Source organism: Dyella kyungheensis, from assembly GCF_049913195.1.
GTDB lineage: Bacteria > Pseudomonadota > Gammaproteobacteria > Xanthomonadales > Rhodanobacteraceae > Dyella > Dyella kyungheensis.
Map to the genome: position 1 here is coordinate 3,305,873 of NZ_CP183983.1, position 18,897 is coordinate 3,324,769.

Below are 18,897 nucleotides of genomic sequence, written 5' to 3' on the forward strand. Positions count from 1 at the left end.
GTGGCTGCCACATTGCCGCCGCTGGGCGTGATCAAGTCGGCGCTGGAGCGCACCACGGAAACGTTGGCGGCCGAACTGGCCCATCCCAGCGGCGAAACGCCGGACTGGACGGAACTCGAATGGCGGCTGGCCACCGCGGTGGCCGCGGCGCACGGCGTCGCGCCGCTGCTGTCGGTCTGCCCGCGCTGGCAGAACCCGGCCTGGAACCGCTTCATCGACAGCCAGTACGAACATGTGGCGCAACGTCATCAACGCATCGCCGCCCTGCTCGACCGCATCGATGCCGATGCCCGCGACACCGGCATCGCGCTGGTGGCGCTGAAGGGTTCGGCGCTGCATGCGCTGGGCATCTATTCGCCCGGCGAACGGCCGATGGCGGACATCGACCTGCTGGTCAGCGACGCCGAGGCCGAGCGCGCCGGACACCTGCTGGAAGCACTCGGCTACGTCCCATCGTTCGCGTCCTGGAAGCATCGCGTGTACAAGCCTGCATCGGGCAAGCCGGTGATGAGCCTGGGCGAGCATCGCGATACGCCGGTCAACATCGAACTGCATACGCGCATCCAGGAACGGCTGCCGGTGTCGGTGGTCGACATCACCGAGCGCGTCTATCCGCGCGATCCGCAGCCGGGCATCAATGCCTATCCGTCGTTGGGCGCGTTGATGAGCCATCTGTTGCTGCATGCTGCCGGCAATGTCTGCGGCCGTTCGCTGCGGCTGATCCATCTCAACGATATTTCGCTGCTCGCCTCGCGCATGCTGCGCAGCGACTGGCATGTGCTGTGGAACCGCGACACCGGCGAGACCCCGTGGTGGGCGCTGCCGCCGCTGCGGCTGGTCGCGCGCTATTACCAGCACGCCGTGCCGGCTGCGTTGCTGTACGAACTGGAACTCGACTGCCATGCCCTGTTGCGCAGCGTGTCGCGGCACCAGACGCTGACCCAGGCGTCGTGTTCGGAGCTTTGGATTCACGCGTGGGCAGGCTTCGAATGGGTACGTTCGGCGCGTGAAGTGGGCTCCTATGTCGCCCATCGCCTGCGGCCTTCGAAGGAAGCGCGGCAGGAGCGCGAGGACATGCTGCGCACCCAGCTGTGGCTGCAGGCCACGCCCTGGCTGAAGTCGCGGCAGTGGCTGCGCATCTTCACCCTGCTGACCCGCTCGGTGCCGCGCATGGACACCATGTACGTGGTGCGTGCCGCGCTGGCCCAAGCCCCCGCCGCTCGTACTTAACGCGCCGAATCCGCCGTCAGCACCTGCAGATAGAGCGCCTCGAACGTGCGGGCGGTGTAGTCGGCGTCTTCCGTCACCGCACGCCGCTGCGCGGCAACGGCCAGACGCAGGCGCAGCTCATCGTCTTCCAGCACGCGGCCGATCGCCTCGGCCAGTGCCGCCCAGTCGCCCACCGGCACCGCCAGCGCAGCGGTCGGCGACCATTCCGCGATATGGCCCACGGCCGTGCCCACGGTGGGCAGGCCCATCACCGCCGCCTCGAGCAACACCAGCGGTCCGGCTTCGTGGCGCGACGACATCACCAGCACGTCGGCGGCCTCCATCATCGGCCGCAGCTCACGCTGCGTCTTGAAGCCGTGGAAATGCACGTGCCGATCGAGGCCGAGGTCGTGCGCGAGCCGCTGGATCTCGCCGTCCAGCGTATCCACGCCGACGATATCCATCTGGAAATCCACGCCCGCTTCCACCAGCACGGTCAGCGCGCGCAACAGCGTGGCCTGGTCCTTGACGCGGTTGAGGCTGGCGACATGGATCAGCCGTGCGCGGCCCGTACGCCGGCAGCGCGGCGGCAGTGGCGACCAGGCGCGCAGATCCACGCCCAGCGGCACGCGGCGCGCTTTCAGTCCGAGCGCCTTCAGGGATTCGATGATCGGCACGCTGGCCGCGGTCACGGCATCGGCGGCGCGCAACACGAGTGCTTCGCGCAATCGTCCTTTCCAGCGACGGCGGCCACCGTAGTCGATCTCGTCCAGGGCCACCAGTTCACCGCCGGCGATATGCACGAAGCTCGGCAGTCCAAGCAGGATCGCCGCCGCCACGGCCACCATGCTGCACGAGCCCGAGAAGATCGCATGCACCAGGTCGAACGGCGCCCGCTTGTGTTCGTCGCGGATGGCGCGGATCGCGCGCAGCCGCGACCAGCCGTCGCCAATGTTATGGATGCGCGCGCCAGCCAGGGACCAGCAGTCGGCCGAGGCTTCCTGGCGAAGGGCGAACACGTGCACTTCGTGCTCGCGGGCCAGCCGCCGGATCAACGCCAGCAGCACGGGAATGACGCGAAATTCGCCGGTGCGATCGACGCCGCCCGGCACGACGAGTGCCAGCTTCATGGCGTGACCTCCCGCCGCACGTACAGCAGCTGCGCATAGGCTTCGCCCCAGCGCCGTCCCAGCGCCTGCGGCGACAAGGCGTCATCGAAATGCGCGCGCACTTCGGCGGGCGACGGCCGCTGGGCAGCGCTTCGCACCAGCGCATCAGCCAGCGCCTTTGCATCGCCGCGCGGCCAGAGCCGGCCGACCTCGCCCACCAGCGCGCGAAACGAAGGAATATCGGTCACCACCGGCGTCACGCCGCAGGCCATGGCTTCCAGCACGGCATAACCGCAGCTCTCGGCATGACTGCCCGAGACGAACAGGTCGGCGGCGCGCATCAGCGACTGCACCTGTTCGTGCGACACCTTGCCCAGCAGATGCACGCGCCCCGCCAGGCGGTCGTCGCCGTCGATGCGCCGTTGCACCTGGTCCAGCAAGGGCGCACTGCCGAAGGCGCACCACAACTGCAGCTGCGGCAGCCGCATGGACGCTTCGGCGATGCCGTCCAGTACCGTCAACGGGTCCTTGCCCGATTGCAGATGACCCACCCAGAGCACGCCAGGGTCGCCATGCAGACCAGTCTGCCCGCGCGCCTGCGCACGACTCCCCGGAGTGAAGCGGCTGGTGGATTCGGGGATCACGAACACGCGCGTGGACGGGTTCACCAGATCGGCCGTCACGAAGGGACGCGCCAGCTCGGCGGCTGTGAACGCCATGCCATGCACGGCGGCGTACCAGCGCCGCCAGCGCGAACGGCGCCAGCGTGAAGGCACGCGGTCGGCATGGTCCTGCAGCAGGATCGGGAGATTCGGCAACTCGCGCGACAGCGCATACGCATCGCCCGCCGCACCCAGACTGTGCACATGCGCGACATCCGCGTTGATCGCATCGAGCAGCCGTGCCACCCGGCGCGCCCGCTCGGTGACGCTGGTGTCATACGCCGGCACGAAGTGATAGGTCACCCCGTTGCGATGAAGTTGTTCGGCCTCTGCGGCCAGCTGGATCACCGTCACGCGCGTGCCTGCACTGGCGGCCGATTCGGCGATGTCCACCAGCGACGGCCATGCCTCCAGCGCTTCGGCCAGACCCAGGCCATCCGGTGCGGGGAAGTAGTTGAGCTGCGCGACATGCAATGGCGGCACGGCTCAGAGTCCCGATACCTGGGGCATGCGAAGGCGGACGATGCGATTGGCGAGATTCAATTCCCACGGACTGTCGTAGCGCCGCAGCCGATAGCGCCACGATGCCGCCGCCGCCAGCGTGCGCTTGGCCCAGGTCGGCGAGCGCAAGTCCTGTACGGTGGGATAGCGGCAACGCAACACGGTGACGAAATCGTGGATGCGTCGGCGCAGCTTGTCGTTGAGCCAGGGCGCATCCGCATGGCAGGCATAGTCCACCCACTGCTTCTGCGTCCACTCCTCGGGCGTCGAGGGAAACACCAGCGGCTCGCCCTGCTGATCGCGCAGCGGCGTCGAGGCGCGCTTGCCGCGGTCCTTCTCATGCTTGCTGCTTTCCGGCAGCGGCGTGTAGACGTAGACGATGATCTCCGACTGCGGATTGACACGCTTGAGCTCGCGGATGAACTCGAAGGTGTGCTCGGTTTCCTCTTCCGTGTTCTCCGGCGGCGCCACCATGAACGACAGCTCCGGGATCACGCCCTGGCGCCGGCACAGTTCGGCCACGGCCAGCGTCTGGTCGGGGCGCGTGCCCTTGCGGATTTCCTTGAGCATGCTGGGGCTGGCCGATTCCGCGCCGATATAGGCCATGCGCAGCTTGCTCTTGCGCACCAGTTTCCAGGTGCTTTCCGACAGATTGAGCAACGCATCCGCGCGAGCGTAGCACCACCACGGCAATTCGTAGCGCGCCATGATTTCCAGCAGCGGAATCATGTCCTGCTCGCGGTCGAAGAAATTGTGGTCGAAGTACTGGATGGAATCGGCGCCCAGTTCGTACTTGAGGTATTGAAGATCGCGCTCCAGGCGGGCCATCGGTGGCAGCGCGGTGGCGCCGCCGAACATCGCGGCCACGCCGCAGAAGGTGCAGCGGAAACGGCAACCCACCGAGGCCTGGTGCGCCGCCGTGCGGCGGCCCAGGAACGTGCGCGCCAAATAACGACGCGGGTCGCCGAGTTTGTCGTAGGGCAGCACCACCGGCGGTCCGTTGCGCGAGAACGGCCGGCTCGCGTTGTGCACCAGTTCTCCATCGCGCAGCCATGAAAGCCCGTTGATGGTGGGAAGTTTCGCCGTATCGCCTGCATGCAGCGCGGCGATCAGTTCGGGCATGCTGTCTTCGCCCTGCCCGCGGATCGCGTAGTCCACGTAAGGCGCCCGCACTGCCGTCTCGGTGTACAGGGTGGGGAAATAGCCGCCCCACACGATGGGCACATCCGGCCGATGCGCGCGGATCGCCTGCGACACGGCAATGGCCGGTTCGATCTGCGGGCCGCCCATCACGCTGATGCCGACGGCCGTGCAGCTGCGTTCGTCCAGCGCGTGCAGCGTCTTGTCGACGAAGTCGCGATCCATGTTGCCGTCGATGATGCGGCTGCTTCCATCGCGATCCAGCGTGGTCGACAGATGCAGCAAAGCGAGTGGAAAGCGCGCACTGGAACGCGACGTGATGGTCGGATTGATCAGCAGCGTATGCGGCGTAGGGTTCATCGGATAGGAATCATCACGGCTTGCGCCACAGTTGGAAAATGAGGGCCACGGGCACCTCCAGTGCGGCGCGGTCGAAGTTGGCGCCAGGCGGAATGTCGATGGGATCGAGCATCGGTTCGAGCACGCTGCCGATCTCCAGGCCTACCCGGGCGCAGGCGGCGTGCCAGTGACTGTAGAGATGCGCCGTGTGGCGCACCGCGTAGCGCTGTCCTTCGGCCTTGAAGTCGCGCAGCCAGCCGAGCGCATGGCCGATGGGATGCACGTCGCTGCACAACACCATGCCGCCGGGCTGGGTGACGCGGCACAGTTCGGCCAGCACCGGTTCCAGCTGCTCGACGTGGCCCACGGCTAGGCCGCAGAGGGTGAGATCGGCCCATGCATCGGTCACCGGCAGATCGTCCAGGCTGCCCTGCATCAGTTCGGTCGATACGCGCCGATGGCCCGCGCCAAGCTCGGCTTCGGCACGCAGCAGCATCTCCGGCGAAAGATCCACGCCGGCAATCCGCGCCGCGCCGCGCTGCATGGCGTAGCGCATATAGCGACCGGTGCCGCAGCCCGCGTCGAGCACGTTGCGTCCACTGAGATCCTGCGGCAGCAGGCCGAGCATCGCCCGCTCCTCGGCCAGCATCACCGGGTTGTGGGCGCGCGCGGGATAGCTGGGTGCCCACAAGGCGTACGCTTCGGCCGGATCGAGTATGGGGGTGTGGTGCAGCATCAGCAGCGGGCCTCGATGGTGATGGCCGACGCCAGCGCACGGTCGCGCGCGTCGGCGAATTCGAGGCCGGGTTCCAGCGCCAACAGCGCCGGATCGGCCAGCGATTTCGCCAGCAGCTTGGGTCGGCCGTCGAGCATCACCGGCACGGTGTCGACCTCGGCCAGCGCGAACCAGTCGGCAAAGTCGGGGTCGGCCATGCACGGCAGGCCCTCGCGTACCACGGCGCGAATCCGGCTGCGCTCGAGGCCGATCAGGCTGCTTGCCTCATAGCCGCCGCGATCTTCTACGATCAGCAGATCCGCATGCGCGCCGACTTGCAGATGGCCGCGCCATGGCAGGCGCAGCATGCGCGCCGCGTCGGTGGACACCAGTGCGAGCATCTGCCGTGGCGTCAATCCATCATGGACGGCAACATGGCGCAGCTCTTCCAGAAGATCGCGCGAGCCGCTCAGGCGCGAATCCGTACCCAGCGCCAGGCGCCCGGCATCGGCCAACCGGCGCGGATCGAGCGTGCGTCCCAGCAGCCGTTCGTTGCTGCTTGGGCACCACACCACGCCTGCGCCGACCTCGATGATCCGCTCGATGTCCTGCTCGCGCAGACCCACGCCGTGCACCAGCACGCTGCGGGCGGCGAGGCAGCCGAGTTTGTCCAGATGCGCCAGTTCGGCCTGCGCGACGGCGTCGGTGCCTTCGGCGAGATGAATGATCCAGGGGCGGTCGACCGGCGTCTGCGCAAAGCTCTGCTGCACCGGCGGGCCGTACGAATTCCAGCCGAGCGCATAGCTCCAGCCGTACTCGCGCAGCAAGGCCACCGGAAAATCGGGCGCATCGAGCGCCTCGTGCCACGGATCGTGATGCGCAACGAACATGGTGCCGGCCAGCAGGTTCTTCAGTGCGCCATGGCGCAAGCGCGAGGCTTTGGGCACGCGCAACGCAGCCATCACCGCTGCGTCGTTGAAGTGGGCCTGGAACGCTTCGATCCAGGCATAGCTATTGGGAAACACCTCCGCCGTGGCCAGCGGCGGCACCGCGTTGATCTGCAGATGCTCGTGCGCGTTGATCAGCGCGGGAAAGATCAGGTGATCGCGCAGGTCGATCTGCGGCGCCCAGGCCGGCAGCGACGCGTGGATGCGCCCGCCGCACAGCAGCAGCGGTGCCCGGGAGACGCCCTCCGGCGTGACGCATGCCGCGCCGCGGAGACTGGCATGGGTTCGGGCGAACCAGGTGTCCATGGCATCAACGCTTGCGCATCACGATCAGGAAGTGATCGCCCATGTCGCGCAGCAGCGGCAGCGCGCCCAGGCGATCGTCGAGCCGGCCCATCCGCTCGTACCAGGAGCGGCGGCGGCGGTAGGTATCCACCAGGTACGGCGGCGGCATGAACAGGCTCAGCGCGCGATAGCTCTCCAGCGAGAACAGGCCGTCGAAGGCACGATAGAACTCGCGTGGCAGGTAGTAGTACGTCCAGATGGTGTGCTTGTTCATGCCGACCGCGGCAGGGCCGCGCGTGCCGCGCACGCTGGCGCGGCGAAAGCGTCCGCGCATGGCGTAGTGGCCCATTTCCCACGGACAGATGCGGCCGATCACCGAGAACACCAGCTTGCCGCCGGGCTTGAGCAGGCGTGCGCACTGCTCGGCCACGGCATGCAGGTCCGGCGCGCAATTGAGCGGTCCGAAATTGGAATAGATGCCGTCGAACTCGTCCTTCAGCTGATCCAGCTCCTGCACACCCAGGTGCACGGCCATCACGTTGGATTCCAGCCCGGCCACGGCAGCGCGCGAGCGCGTGCGCCCGACCATGGCGGGCGACCAGTCGCTGGCCACCACCTGGTAGCCGCGGCTTGCAAACTCCAGCGCGTCGATGCCGGTGCCGCAGCCGATGTCCAGCAGCTGCGAACCGGCCGGCACCTCCCTGGCCACCGTGTCCCACAGCGTCACCCGCATGCGCTGGATCAGTTCGTTGTTGCCACGCGGGCCGTCGTAATCGGCCGCCACGCTGTCGAACGCGCGCTGCGTGTCCAGCAATTGCGCTTCGTTCAAGGAGGCCTCCATCGAGCGCCGGTTCGCATAACCCATGACTGACTCCAACACTCGCTTGCAGATTGATCGATGCGGCGCCACGCGCGCCGTCTTCCGGTAGGTGCCCTCAGGCCGTCGTTTGGTTGAACGACACCGTCGCCACCTGACGACGGCGCAAGGCATTGCGCGCGATCGCGGCGAACGCACCCAGCGAGAGGCCAAACAGGATGCCGATGCCCCAGATCAGCGTGAGATTGGGAAACACCGGGCCCTGCGGCACGTACACCGGCCACATCAGCGAGGTCTGATAGGTGTAGTTGTGGGTCAGGCGGATGCTCAGATCGCCGCGTGTTTGCCGCAGGTCGCGGATCTGCGCATCGGTGGCGGTGAGCAACATGGACGCCACGCCCTGCTCCTGGGCGTCCCTGGCGCTGCCTGGTTTTGCCGTCTGCTCAAGCTGGTTGCGCGTCGCTTCGGCGGCCTTCAGGTCGGCATCGACATCGTTCAATCGCGCCTGGGTCAGCTCCAGCGGCTTGGCCATCAACGCCTGATGCACGATCTGCAGTTCCGCCACGGTGGCCTCGGCGAACTGGCGTGCCTGTTCCGGCGACCAGCCCCGCACGCTGAATTTCACCAGCGGACCGGCGTACGGCAGCGGATCCAGTTTCACGCTCTTGCGATACAGCCGGGCCTCCGGGGCGTCTTCCTTGATGCCGATATTGGCCAGCACGTGATTCTGGAACGGCACCAGCTGCAGCCGCTCGAGCACGCGCGCCAACGGCTCGACCTTGGGATCGGTGCCCGACAGCGCCGGCACCTGGCCGATCTGGATATACGCGGTGGCCTCCCACTGGCGTCGCGCCGAATGCGAGAACGCGAATACAGCGATCAATACCGCCAGCAGGCCGGCCAGGAACCACGCCCATTCGCGCAGCAGGATATGCCACAGGTCCACTACGTAAACTTCGTCTCGTTGCATGATGGGTTCACTCATGAAAGGCGGGGCGGGACCATGCCGCGGCTTGCCGGCAAGGTCGAATCGATGAGGCCGGGTGCGTCGGACTGCCGGTGGTTCGGCAGCAGCGCCGCGATCAGCTGCAACAGCAGACACAGCAGGATGAAACCGGCATTGGTCCAGGTGAACGCCTGCGGCGCGAACGGCGCCATCAGGCAGGTATAGGACACGCGCAGAAAGATCAGCAGGCCGAACAGCGGCACCGGGGGCTGCAGTCGCCGCACGCTCCACAGCAGCAACGCATACAGCGCGACGATCGAACCCGCCGCGCCCATCGGGCCCCATGCCATCAGGAAGGGAAAGAACTCCGTGCCCACATTGATGTTCGCGGCATCCAGCGGAATGCCGGAGCCAGCCGTGGCAATGGAACCGGACATCGGCACCAGCTGGTTGAACAGGAAGTGGCTGTCCGTGTACTGCTTGGCGAGGATGGAGCCGAAGTTGTACGGACCGGCGCTGGCGTACAGCAGCAGCCACTTCACGCCTTGCGGCGCGGCCTTGTACATGTCGCTGAAGGGCAGCGTCACATAGTCGAGCGTGCCCGAACGCAGGATGCCCAGCACGGAGAACAACGTCGCCCCACCGAGCACCAGCAGCGTCACGCTCTTCCACGGCAGCGGGCGGGCATCGTCGCGACGCAACAGGATCACCAGCACCACGGAGAACAACGCGGCGAAAATGCGGTTGCGATCGATCACCAGCACGGGGAACAGGAAACCGACCGCGATCAGCGCAGCCCGCAGCCCCTTGTGGCGCGTGCACAGCATGCCGATGGGCGGCAGCACCCAGCACATGTCCGACACATGGCGAATATGATCGCGACCGCCCTCCATGTTCGCGTAGGCCGACGGCGTGGCGAACAACGGGATGGGAAACAAGGTGAGGTCGAGCAGGCAGAACACGATGATGAGCGCGGCCAACAGCAGCGCCACGAAGCCATCGCGCGTGCCGGCATAGTCGCGCCGACGGAACAGCGCGCTGGCCGGCAGCCGGGTGCCGGCCACCAGGTCGAACGCGAAGATGGCCAGCGCCATCGTCACCAGCAGCAGGAGTCCTTCGAGATAATCCGGCGGCAGGTCGTAGGTCAGCACGGTCAGCCCGCAGGTCAACAGCAGCGGCAGGCTGAGATAGAACGATGGCAGGCGCAGCAGCTTTTTCATGCCCGCTCCAGCACGTGATGGGCCACCCGGCGGCGCGTCCTGGACATCAGCAACATCAGCGCATAAGCCGCCATGTGCACCGTCACCGCACACACGCGCCGCTCCAGGAAACCGATCTTGGCCCCGATGTAATGCGACTGGGCCAGCAGCAGCGTGCGATACGGTTCCTCGAACATCGCCGAACGGCGGATCGCCACATCGCGAGCCTCCATCAGGTGATGCACGCGCAGGCGCGGGTCGCGCGTCCGGCTGAGGTTGCTGGTGTGGATGCGATACGCGCACACGTTTTGATCGATGAAACCGATGGCGTCGTGCGCCGCCAGCCGCAGGAAGAAATCCCAGTCGTCGATGCGCAGGCTTTCGCTCCAGCCCGCCACGGTTTCCAGCGCGCGGCGGCGCACCAGGGTCACCGGACCGCCAATCGCCCACTGCGAGATCACCGCACGGCGGATGCCGTCGTCGGTCGCGTAGAGGCTCTTGTCGGCGTGGTGCAGGTCGCGCATGCCGCTGTCGTAGAGGCGGCGCCCATCCTGGTCCACCACTTCCGAATCGCCGACCACCGCCCATTTGTCCGGGTGGCCCAGCAGATAGTCCACCTGCGCATCGAGTCCGCCGGGCAGCAGATAGTCGTCGCTGGCGCCCAGCCGCAGGAAGTCGCCACGGGCCCGCGCCGCCAGCTCGTTGAGCGTGGCGGCCACGCCCTTGTTGGCGCGGCGCACGTATTCGACCGGAATATCGTTGCCGTGGCGCGCGGTCCACGCGGCGATCCGGCGACCGGTACCGTCGGTCGAGCCATCGTCGATGATGACGATTTCCTTCGCCGGATAGGGATCTTCCAACACGCTGTCCAGGCAGCGCTCCACGAAGCGCTCATGGTTGTACGCAGGCACCAGCACGGACACCAGCGGCATCGGGCTACCCGGCGGTAGCGCATCGTGCATTCTCATAGCTCCCCCAGGTAACGTCGTACCACGATCACGTTGAAGACGAGGTAGAGCACGTAGTTCACGCAGAACGCGTACATCGTCCCGACCAGGCCGAAGCGCGCGGTAAACAGGTAGACCAGCACGAGGTAACTGATCGCGAAGGCCACTTCGGAGGCGACGAACAGGCGCGTCATGGCTTTGGCGAGCATCACGTAGGACAGGACGAACGAGGCGATCTTCACCACGTCGCCGATCAGCTGCGGCGCATAGAGGCTGTTGGCGGTGGCGAAGTCCGCACTGAACAGCAGCATCGTCACCCAATCCCGGCACACGTACACGCCCACCGCCAGCAGCACCACCGCCGGCATGATGTAGCGATAGGCCTGGCGCAGCTCCAGCACCAGCGGCGCACGTGCATGCGTCGAGGCGAGCTTGGGCAGGTAATACACGTTGATCGCCGTGGTGAGGAACAGCAGATAGGCATCCGACACCTTGCTCACCGCCTGCCAGTAACCCACCTGCTCCCAGCCGAACTGCGCGGCGAGGTGATCGCGCACCGCGATGTTCACCAGCGGCGGCAGCAGCGCCGAGGTCAGCGTCATCACCGAGAAGGCGGCCAGCCGCAGCGTCATCTCGCGGTCGAAGCGCATGCGCAACATGCCGCGCTGGAAGTACGGGCTGCGCCACCACGCCGGCAGGCCAACGGCGAGCACCAGCAACTGGCCGATCACCAGCGCAAGCAAAGCACCATAGAGATTCAGCCACCGCGCCAGCACCAGCGCCAGCGCGATACTGAGCAGCGAACCGAGCACCTGGATGAAGGCCAGGCGCTTCACGTCCATGAAGCCGTTGATCACGGAAAGGATGTAGTTCACCAGCGCGATGCCGAGCTGCACGGCGGCAAGCACGGCGATCAGACCCTGGTAGCGCACGTCGCCCAGCAACCATCCGGCAATCTGCCCGCTGAGCAACAAACCGATGCAGCCGATCAGACAGGACGCGCACAGCGCGTACCACAGCGCGGCGGAGAGCAGCCGCGACAGGCGCTGGGGATCGTGCCGATATTCGGCCACGTACTTGACCACACCGGCGCTGATGCCGCCGCCGGCCAACACCGCCAGCACCGACATCAGGCTCATGAACTGGCCGAGACGGCCGACACCTTCCGGCCCCGCCATCCACGCGACCAGCTTGAGTATCACCAGACCCGCGAGCAGTTTGGCCGCGGTGGCGATGGAGGCGTAGAAGCCGGCGCGCACGATGTTCATGGCGCGTGTCCGAACGCATTGCAGGCATCGATCACCTGGTCGATAGCCGCTGCGCTCATCGCCGGACCGATCGGCAAGCTCAGCACTTCGTCGTGCAACTGCTCGGTGATCGGCAGTCGAAGATCGTGCAGCGACGAATACGCCGGCTGGCGATGCGGCGGCACCGGGTAATGTACCTGGCTCTGCACGCCGTGCGCATGCAGATGCTGCTGGAGTCGGTCGCGCTCGCGGCAACGGACGACGAACAGATGCCACGCATGGCGCGCTTCGCCGGTCACCTGCGGCAGCAGGATCTGCGTATTCCGGATACCTTCGCGATAGCGGCGCGCCACGTCCTGGCGCATGGCCACTTCGTCATCCAGATGCGCCAGCTTCACCCGCAACATGGCGGCCTGGATCTCGTCCAGGCGCGAATTGCAGCCCTGGTACAGGTGCTGGTATTTCACTTCCGAACCGTAGTTGCGCAGCGCCAGCACGCGCGCCGCCAGCTCGTCGTTGTCGGTGACGATGGCACCGCCGTCGCCGAGCGCGCCCAGGTTCTTGGTCGGAAAGAAACTGAAACCGGCCGCATCGCCCAGCGCACCCGCGCGGCGCCTGTCCGCCACCGCACCGTGCGCCTGCGCTGCATCCTCGATCACCAGAAGACGGTGCTGCCTGGCGATGGTGGAAAGTGAGGCCATATCGGCCAACTGGCCGTACAAGTGCACCGGCATGATCGCCCGCGTACGCGGGCTGATGGCCGCCTCGACGCGTGCCGGGTCGAGATTGAAGGTGGCAGCATCGGGCTCCACCAGCACGGGCACCAGCTGGTTGGCGGTGATGGCCAGCAACGTGGCAATGAATGTATTGGCGGGAACGATCACCTCGTCGCCGTCGCGCAGCGCGCCCAGCTCCTTGTAGCCGCGCAGGATCAGCGACAGCGCATCCAGGCCGTTGCCCACGCCCACGGCATGGGCAACACCGCAGTAGGCGGCGAACTCGCGCTCGAACGCACGCAGTTCCTCGCCCATCACGTACCAGCCGGAATCGATCACGCGCGACGCGGCCGCCTTGAGCTCATCGGCGTAGCGGGCGTTGACATCCCTGAGCGAGAGGAATGGCACGTCCATTACAACACCCACTCGTAGAAGTCGTGCACCACGGCGCGCGCACCGAACGATTCCTTCTGCGCGATCAACCCGCTGTTGAGCACCGAGCCTTGCTGTTCGGTGGAGATGCCGAAACTGAAATACGTTCGGTCGGCATAGGTTTCGCTGACCAGTTCACCGAGCAGCAGGCTCAGCGCATCGATGAGCCTGCCCTCTTCCGAGGCGGCGATGTATTGCGAATGCACAGTGCGCCCGAAGTCGTAGACCAGCACGCCGGCCAGCAGCGTGTCGCCCTGCCGTGCCTCGTGCAAAATGATTTGCCCGGGAAAGCGCGACTGCAGCAGCTGCAGTTCGGCAAGACTATGCGTGGGCACGGCCTCGTGCCGGCGCAGCACCTCGCCCAGCAAGGCGTGGTAGTTGGCCAGATCGTGGCCGCGACGCACGTGCACACCTGCAGCAGCCGCCCGGCGGACGGCCCGGCGGCGCGCATCCGAGAAACTCACGCGCTCCCGCAAGGGCACCACGGACGAAATATCCCGGCGCAGCAGCCGCGCACCCACGCGCTGCAAGGCGTACAGATCCTCCTCCGCCGGATAGGCATGAAACACATGCGGCACCGGCTTGTAGATCACTTGCGAGATACCCGCCTGCCGGTAGTGCTCGCCCATCAGCTCGAATACCGCCAGGGTGTTATCGGCACGCAGGTCGTGCGTGGCGATCAGGCCGGCATAGGTGAGCCCGCCATGGCTGGTCACCACGGTGTCGCGGACGCTCGCCGGAAAGACCGCGACGATTTCCGATCCGCGCTCCACGATCAGCGAGCGGTCGGTGAACCGGTCGGCGTGATAGTCCATGTAACCGCGCCGATGCAGGAAATTGCCGTTCCTCGACCGTCCCACCACGGCATCCCAGGCGGCGGCATCCGAGGCCTGATAGGGCCGCAGCTTAATCATGGACGCCACCCAGCACGGGGTCGTGCGTCAGCGCCACGCCAAAGCCATCCAGGCCCATGTCGTTGCCGTTGTAGAACATCAGCACGTCGTCGCCGCGCCGGATCAGCGCGGGATAGCATAGGGTGCGCGAATCCCAGCCGCTTTCGGACAGGGCCAGCCCCAGTGCATCGTCGCGGCGCTCCCAGCCGACGCCGTCGTCACTGAAGGCAACGCCCGGAAAATATTCGCCGGTCACGTTGCCGCGAGTGAAATACATCGCGTAGCGTTCGCCCACGCGATACACGCGCGGCCGGCCGATGCGGTACTCGCTGCCGCGGGGCAGCAGGCAGACGTGATCGTCGCGCGGTATGTCCGACAGGTCGCGCGTGCTCACGCAGCGAATGTGGTAGCGGGGAAAGGGACGCCCGTCGATGACTTCCCAGTCGTCGCCCACGGCATACCACAGGCGCCATTCCCCGCCATGGAAGATCGCCGAGTGCACCGCCGCGATGGTGCTGCGGCCCGGCGCCCGGTCGAGGATGGGTGTTTCCTGCACGCGTTCGAACCGCTCGCCGCCATCGGTGGACACCGCCAGACCCGTGAAGGCCAGGAACTTGGCCCGCGCCACGCGCTGAAAGCCGACGTAGAACATATGCAAGCCACCCGGCGCCTGCACCACGTCGCCGAGGATCATGCCGTTGTCGTCGAAACAACCGCCACGGCCGACATCGAGCACGGGTTGCTCGCTGACCCGAACGACCTGCGACGGATCGTCCGCCCGCACATCCACGTAACCGATGCGGCTTACTCCGTCGTCGTCGCGAAAACCGGCATAGACGCGGATGGTGTCCCGGTCGAGTCGCCATGGCGTGGGGGTCAGGGCGGAATGGCGCATCCATCCGCCCACGCCCTGCTTCGCGGTATCGAATACCAGGCCTTGTTTGCGCCATGCCGTCACGGCGCTCAGAGCCTCACGTCGAAACTGGAACGGTCCGGTACCGCCTTGGCCGGCGAGCCGACATAGATGCGGCCTTGCTCGGTATCGCGATGCACCAGCGCACCGGAACCGATCACGTTGTCGGCGGCCACTTTCACGTGGTCGTTGAAGGTGGTGTTGACGCCGACGAAACTGCTCTCGCCGATTTCGCAGAAACCCGAGATCACCGCGTGCGAAGCCACGAACACATGGTCGTGCACCACCGCGCGGTGGCCGACGTGGTTGCCGCTCCACAGGATGCAGTTGTTGCCGATGCTGACGAACGGCTGGATCACGTTGTTCTCGAAGATGAAGCTGTTTTCGCCGATGCGCGCGTTGCGCCAGACGAACGCGCGCGAACTGACGTAGGTGGCGAAGCGATAGCCGCGCCGCTTGGCATCCAGGTAGAAGCGCGTGCGCAGACGATTGAGCTGGCTGGCCGGAATGGCCACGAAGGCCTCGTACTCCGTGGGCGGAAAATGCGTTTCCAGCGCCTCGTACGGCACCACCGGCCGGTCGGCCAGCGTGGTATCCGTCAGGTATTGCTGCTCGACACTGAAGCCCGCCACTTCGTAATCACTGTCGTGCTCGAAGTATTCGCAGGCGATCTGCGCCATCTCCCCCGCGCCGATCAGGACTAGGCGCTTTGGCATGCGACCAGTTCCGTGGCATAGGCGATGCCGCGCGTTTCGCGCAGGAATTCATCGTAGTCGGTGATGTAATCGGCGGGATCGTAGAGGTGATCGGCCAGCACCATCAGCACGCAGTCGTCGCTGAAGTCGTACAGCTCACGCCATACCATGCGGCCCATCAGCAGGCCCTGCGAGGGATCGTTCAGCACCACCTCGAACGGGCCGCTGCCATCGTCGAGCAGGAAGGTGACCGAGCCGCGCACGGCCACCGCCAGCTGGTGCAGGTGGCGGTGCGCATGCTTGCCGCGGTGCACGTCGCGCTGCGTCGCGAAAATGTAATAAACGCGACGAATCTCGAAAGGTACGTTGCGGTCCTGCTCCAATGCGATGAGCATGCCGCCGTGATCGCCATGTGGTTGCAGTTGAACTCGTTCGATTTCCATGGGGTCATCCGGTCTCAAGAGTGTCGACGACGGCTCTTGTCACTGAGTGCCTGACCGATCGTTAAAGGTTGCGTCTCCGCCCGCGACAACCTTTCCGTGCCCATGGGGCACTTACCGCCACAAAGCTCGTTTCATTCCGCGTGCGTCACTTGCCCCCGCATGTCCAGGCGGCGGGAAAGCGCGTGATTTGAACGACCCGCGGTGAGGTTCAGAGGCCCCGACATGGAATGGCAGAAAGAGACTCCGCCAACGACGACTGCCGACACGACGCCGCCCCCCGGCGTCGCCGCAGACACCGCTGACGAAGCGCCGACGCGCCCTCGCGCGCTCGTGTGGATGCACTGGCTGACCGCGCTGTTCCTGGCCATCGCCGCCGCCCTGATCCTGACCCGCGATGAAGTGGATGGCCGCAGCCTGCGCATGTGGCTGCTGGAAGGGCACCGCCACTTCGGCCTGTTCGTGCTGCTGCTTTTTCTTGCCCGCGTGGCGTTCCGCTTCCGCGTGGGCAAGCTGCCCAGCGAAGGCAACGCCTCGGCCTTGATCCGGCTTGCGGCGGGCACGACGCATATGGCGCTGTATGTCCTGCTGCTGGCGCAGCCACTGCTGGGCTGGGCGCTCAGCAACGCCGAGGGCAAGCCGGTGCATTTCTTCGGCATCACGCTGCCCGCCCTGGTGGCCAGCGACGACGACCTCGCCGACAGCCTCACCGTGTGGCACCAGGACGTGGCCTGGGTGCTGCTCGCCTTGATCACGCTGCACATCGGTGCCGCGCTATGGCATCACTTCGTGCTGCGCGACCGCACGCTTCGCATGATGTTGCCGGGACGTCGCCGCCGATGAGTGCCGGAGTTTTCGCCAGCCGCACCCTATCGAGACAAGGAGTTCTTATGTCGTCCTCTCTGCCCCTGCGCCTGCGGCGCGCCGCCTATGCACCTTGGTTGCTGCTCGTTGCGCTGTTGATGTTCGCCAGCAACAGCGCGCATGCCATCCCCGCGTATGCGCGCCAGACCGGTTCGGCCTGCGCGGATTGCCATGCCGGCGCCTATGGTCCGGCGCTCACGCCCTACGGCATGCGCTTCAAGCTCAACGGTTATACCGATACCGATGGCCAGGGCACCAAGATCCCGCTGGCCGCGCAGATCACCGGCTCGCGCAACGTGCCCGAGCGCGGCGAGAGCACCACCCAGCTCAGCGAAGCGGACGTCTATCTGGCCGGCCGCATCAGCGATCACCTGGGCGGCTTCGTCAAGGTGGTGACGGAGAACATCGGCGACGATCACTACAACACCAAGCTGAGCAACCTGGACCTGCGTTTCGTGGCGAAGGACCTGAAGATCGCCGGCAAGGAAACCACCGTCGGCGTTGCCATCAACAACAGTCCGGGCTTCGATGATCCCATCGCCGCCCTGCCGTACGCATCGTCCCTGGGGCCGCCGGCCGTTTCGGGCACGTTGTTGAACCTGTCCAGTGCCCACACGCTGTACAACCGCGTGATCGGCGGCAGCGTGTACGCGCTCTACGACAACGACTGGTACGGCGAGATCGGCACCTACAACACCATGCCGACCTCGATGATCGACCATCTCGGCTACAACCCGGCCAGCGATCCGGGCCGTCTCAGCGACACCGGTTATTTCCGCTTTGCGTACATGAAGGACCTGAAGCGGCAGTTCTTCTCCGCCGGCGTGGTGGCGCTCACCACCAAGCGGCAGTTGCCGCGCAATGCGCCCAGCGACGACATCACCGATCTCGGTTACGACCTCACCTACCAGTTCCTGGGCAATCGCGAACACATCGTGCAGGTGAGCTACGTCAACATCCTGGAGCAGCGCGATTACGGCAGCACGCCGGTGGTCGGCGGCATCGCGGCCAAATCGCAGGGCAATGCGCGTGACCAGACACTCAGCGTGACGTACACCTTCAAGCAGAGCTACGCGTTGCAGGTAGCGCACCTGATCAGCACCGGAAGCCAGGACCCCGTGCGCTATCCGCCATTCGGCAAGCCCGACAGCACGGCCAACATGATCAGCCTGTACTGGACGCCGTTCGGCAAGGACGACTCGTTCACCTCGCTGGCGAACTTGAAGATCGCCGGCACCTGGTACCGCTACACCCGCTTCAACGGCGCCAGCATGAACATCTTCGGCGCCCCGGTAGGTGCGCTGATCACCAATGCGAAAGACCTCGATGCATTCACCTTGAGCGCGAGTGTTGCGTTCTGACCGAACCAGGAGCCCCGAAGTGAGCAAGACACGATTTGGGAGAGCGGCGCACTGCGCCTTGATGACAGGACTGTTGTTCTACGGCGCCGGCACGTTGCCCGCGCTGGCCGGCGATGCGGACGCCGGCAAGGATGTCTTCAAGCAGGAATGCTTGGAGTGCCACAGTCCCCGTGAAGGCAAGAACAAGAAGGGACCGAGCCTGTTCGGCATCGTCGGGCGCAATGCGGGCAGCATCGGCGACTACAACTATTCCGACGCGCTCAAGAACGCCAAATGGGTGTGGACCGAAGACAAGCTGCACTGGTACCTGTCGCAGCCTGCAAAACAAGCCAACCCGGGCACCAAGATGAAGTATCCGGGCCTGGACAATGCCAAACAGCTCGACGACCTGATCAGCTACCTGCAATCGAACCATTGACGCCCTGTTGCATGTTCGCGTGTACACCATCCCTTGCCTGCCACTAACCTTGGACGGCGCCAACGCGGCTTACGCAAAGGACGGATGTTGCAGGTCGATTTC

19 protein-coding genes are annotated in these 18,897 nt (G+C 65.9%); 4 read left to right on the forward strand and 15 right to left on the reverse strand.

Annotated elements, in window-relative coordinates; all coding sequences use genetic code 11:
• Nucleotides 1-12: 12 nt before the first annotated feature.
• Entirely contained in the window at nt 13-1,230 is a 1,218-nt protein-coding gene (locus tag ACN9MB_RS14880) for a nucleotidyltransferase family protein (RefSeq protein ID WP_426271925.1), read from the forward strand.
• Here ACN9MB_RS14880 and ACN9MB_RS14885 read toward each other — a convergent pair.
• The 15 genes from ACN9MB_RS14885 to ACN9MB_RS14955 form a co-directional block, all read right to left on the reverse strand.
• A complete protein-coding gene (locus tag ACN9MB_RS14885; protein ID WP_426269440.1) occupies nt 1,227-2,339 on the reverse strand; it encodes a glycosyltransferase family 4 protein in 1,113 nt (370 codons plus the stop codon). The genes ACN9MB_RS14880 and ACN9MB_RS14885 overlap by 4 nt on opposite strands.
• The gene (locus ACN9MB_RS14890) at nt 2,336-3,454 is read right to left on the reverse strand and encodes a glycosyltransferase family 4 protein (RefSeq protein ID WP_426271926.1); all 1,119 of its coding nucleotides are present in this window, start codon (nt 3,452-3,454) and stop codon (nt 2,336-2,338) included. Before ACN9MB_RS14890 ends, ACN9MB_RS14885 begins: the two co-directional genes overlap by 4 nt.
• A 12-nt stretch (nt 3,455-3,466) precedes the next feature.
• Entirely contained in the window at nt 3,467-4,981 is a 1,515-nt protein-coding gene (locus ACN9MB_RS14895; RefSeq protein ID WP_426269441.1) for a B12-binding domain-containing radical SAM protein, read from the reverse strand.
• Nucleotides 4,982-4,994: 13 nt separating this feature from the next.
• Complete coding sequence (locus ACN9MB_RS14900; protein WP_426269442.1) at nt 4,995-5,696, reverse strand: class I SAM-dependent methyltransferase; 702 nt, start codon at nt 5,694-5,696, stop codon at nt 4,995-4,997.
• Nucleotides 5,696-6,928 (reverse strand): amidohydrolase family protein, encoded by a 1,233-nt coding sequence (locus ACN9MB_RS14905; RefSeq protein ID WP_426269443.1) that lies wholly within the window; start codon nt 6,926-6,928, stop codon nt 5,696-5,698. Before ACN9MB_RS14905 ends, ACN9MB_RS14900 begins: the two co-directional genes overlap by 1 nt.
• A 4-nt stretch (nt 6,929-6,932) precedes the next feature.
• Nucleotides 6,933-7,772: a class I SAM-dependent methyltransferase gene (locus ACN9MB_RS14910; RefSeq protein WP_426269444.1), complete on the reverse strand. Its 840-nt coding sequence runs from the start codon at nt 7,770-7,772 to the stop codon at nt 6,933-6,935.
• 70 nt (nt 7,773-7,842) lie between these two features.
• Entirely contained in the window at nt 7,843-8,694 is an 852-nt protein-coding gene (locus ACN9MB_RS14915; RefSeq protein WP_426269445.1) for a Wzz/FepE/Etk N-terminal domain-containing protein, read from the reverse strand.
• A gap of 11 nt (nt 8,695-8,705) precedes the next feature.
• Entirely contained in the window at nt 8,706-9,890 is a 1,185-nt protein-coding gene (locus tag ACN9MB_RS14920; RefSeq protein WP_426269446.1) for a hypothetical protein, read from the reverse strand.
• Nucleotides 9,887-10,831 (reverse strand): glycosyltransferase, encoded by a 945-nt coding sequence (locus ACN9MB_RS14925; RefSeq protein ID WP_239535162.1) that lies wholly within the window; start codon nt 10,829-10,831, stop codon nt 9,887-9,889. Before ACN9MB_RS14925 ends, ACN9MB_RS14920 begins: the two co-directional genes overlap by 4 nt.
• 2 nt (nt 10,832-10,833) lie before the next feature.
• A complete protein-coding gene (locus tag ACN9MB_RS14930; protein WP_204634334.1) occupies nt 10,834-12,084 on the reverse strand; it encodes an O-antigen translocase in 1,251 nt (416 codons plus the stop codon).
• Entirely contained in the window at nt 12,081-13,193 is a 1,113-nt protein-coding gene (locus tag ACN9MB_RS14935; RefSeq protein WP_426269447.1) for a DegT/DnrJ/EryC1/StrS family aminotransferase, read from the reverse strand. Before ACN9MB_RS14935 ends, ACN9MB_RS14930 begins: the two co-directional genes overlap by 4 nt.
• Nucleotides 13,193-14,125 carry a GNAT family N-acetyltransferase gene (locus tag ACN9MB_RS14940; protein WP_426269448.1) on the reverse strand — a complete coding sequence of 311 codons (933 nt, stop codon included), beginning with the start codon at nt 14,123-14,125 and terminating at the stop codon, nt 13,193-13,195. The genes ACN9MB_RS14935 and ACN9MB_RS14940 overlap by 1 nt, the downstream gene beginning before the upstream one ends.
• Nucleotides 14,118-15,062, reverse strand: a complete 945-nt coding sequence (locus tag ACN9MB_RS14945; RefSeq protein WP_426269449.1) for a hypothetical protein — start codon at nt 15,060-15,062, stop codon at nt 14,118-14,120. The genes ACN9MB_RS14940 and ACN9MB_RS14945 overlap by 8 nt, the downstream gene beginning before the upstream one ends.
• Before the next feature lie 5 nt (nt 15,063-15,067).
• Nucleotides 15,068-15,733: an acetyltransferase gene (locus ACN9MB_RS14950; protein WP_426269450.1), complete on the reverse strand. Its 666-nt coding sequence runs from the start codon at nt 15,731-15,733 to the stop codon at nt 15,068-15,070.
• Complete coding sequence (locus ACN9MB_RS14955) at nt 15,718-16,155, reverse strand: sugar 3,4-ketoisomerase (protein WP_204634329.1); 438 nt, start codon at nt 16,153-16,155, stop codon at nt 15,718-15,720. Before ACN9MB_RS14955 ends, ACN9MB_RS14950 begins: the two co-directional genes overlap by 16 nt.
• A gap of 222 nt (nt 16,156-16,377) precedes the next feature.
• On the opposite strand from ACN9MB_RS14955, the gene ACN9MB_RS14960 reads away from it, so the two are divergent.
• The 3 genes from ACN9MB_RS14960 (at nt 16,378) to ACN9MB_RS14970 (ending at nt 18,795) form a co-directional block, all read left to right on the forward strand.
• Nucleotides 16,378-16,995 carry a cytochrome b gene (locus ACN9MB_RS14960; protein WP_204634328.1) on the forward strand — a complete coding sequence of 206 codons (618 nt, stop codon included), beginning with the start codon at nt 16,378-16,380 and terminating at the stop codon, nt 16,993-16,995.
• 47 nt (nt 16,996-17,042) lie between these two features.
• On the forward strand, nt 17,043-18,377 hold the full coding sequence (locus tag ACN9MB_RS14965; RefSeq protein WP_204634327.1) for a cytochrome C: 1,335 nt from the start codon (nt 17,043-17,045) through the stop codon (nt 18,375-18,377).
• Between the two features lie 61 nt (nt 18,378-18,438).
• A complete protein-coding gene (locus tag ACN9MB_RS14970; RefSeq protein ID WP_426271927.1) occupies nt 18,439-18,795 on the forward strand; it encodes a c-type cytochrome in 357 nt (118 codons plus the stop codon).
• Nucleotides 18,796-18,897: the final 102 nt, after the last annotated feature.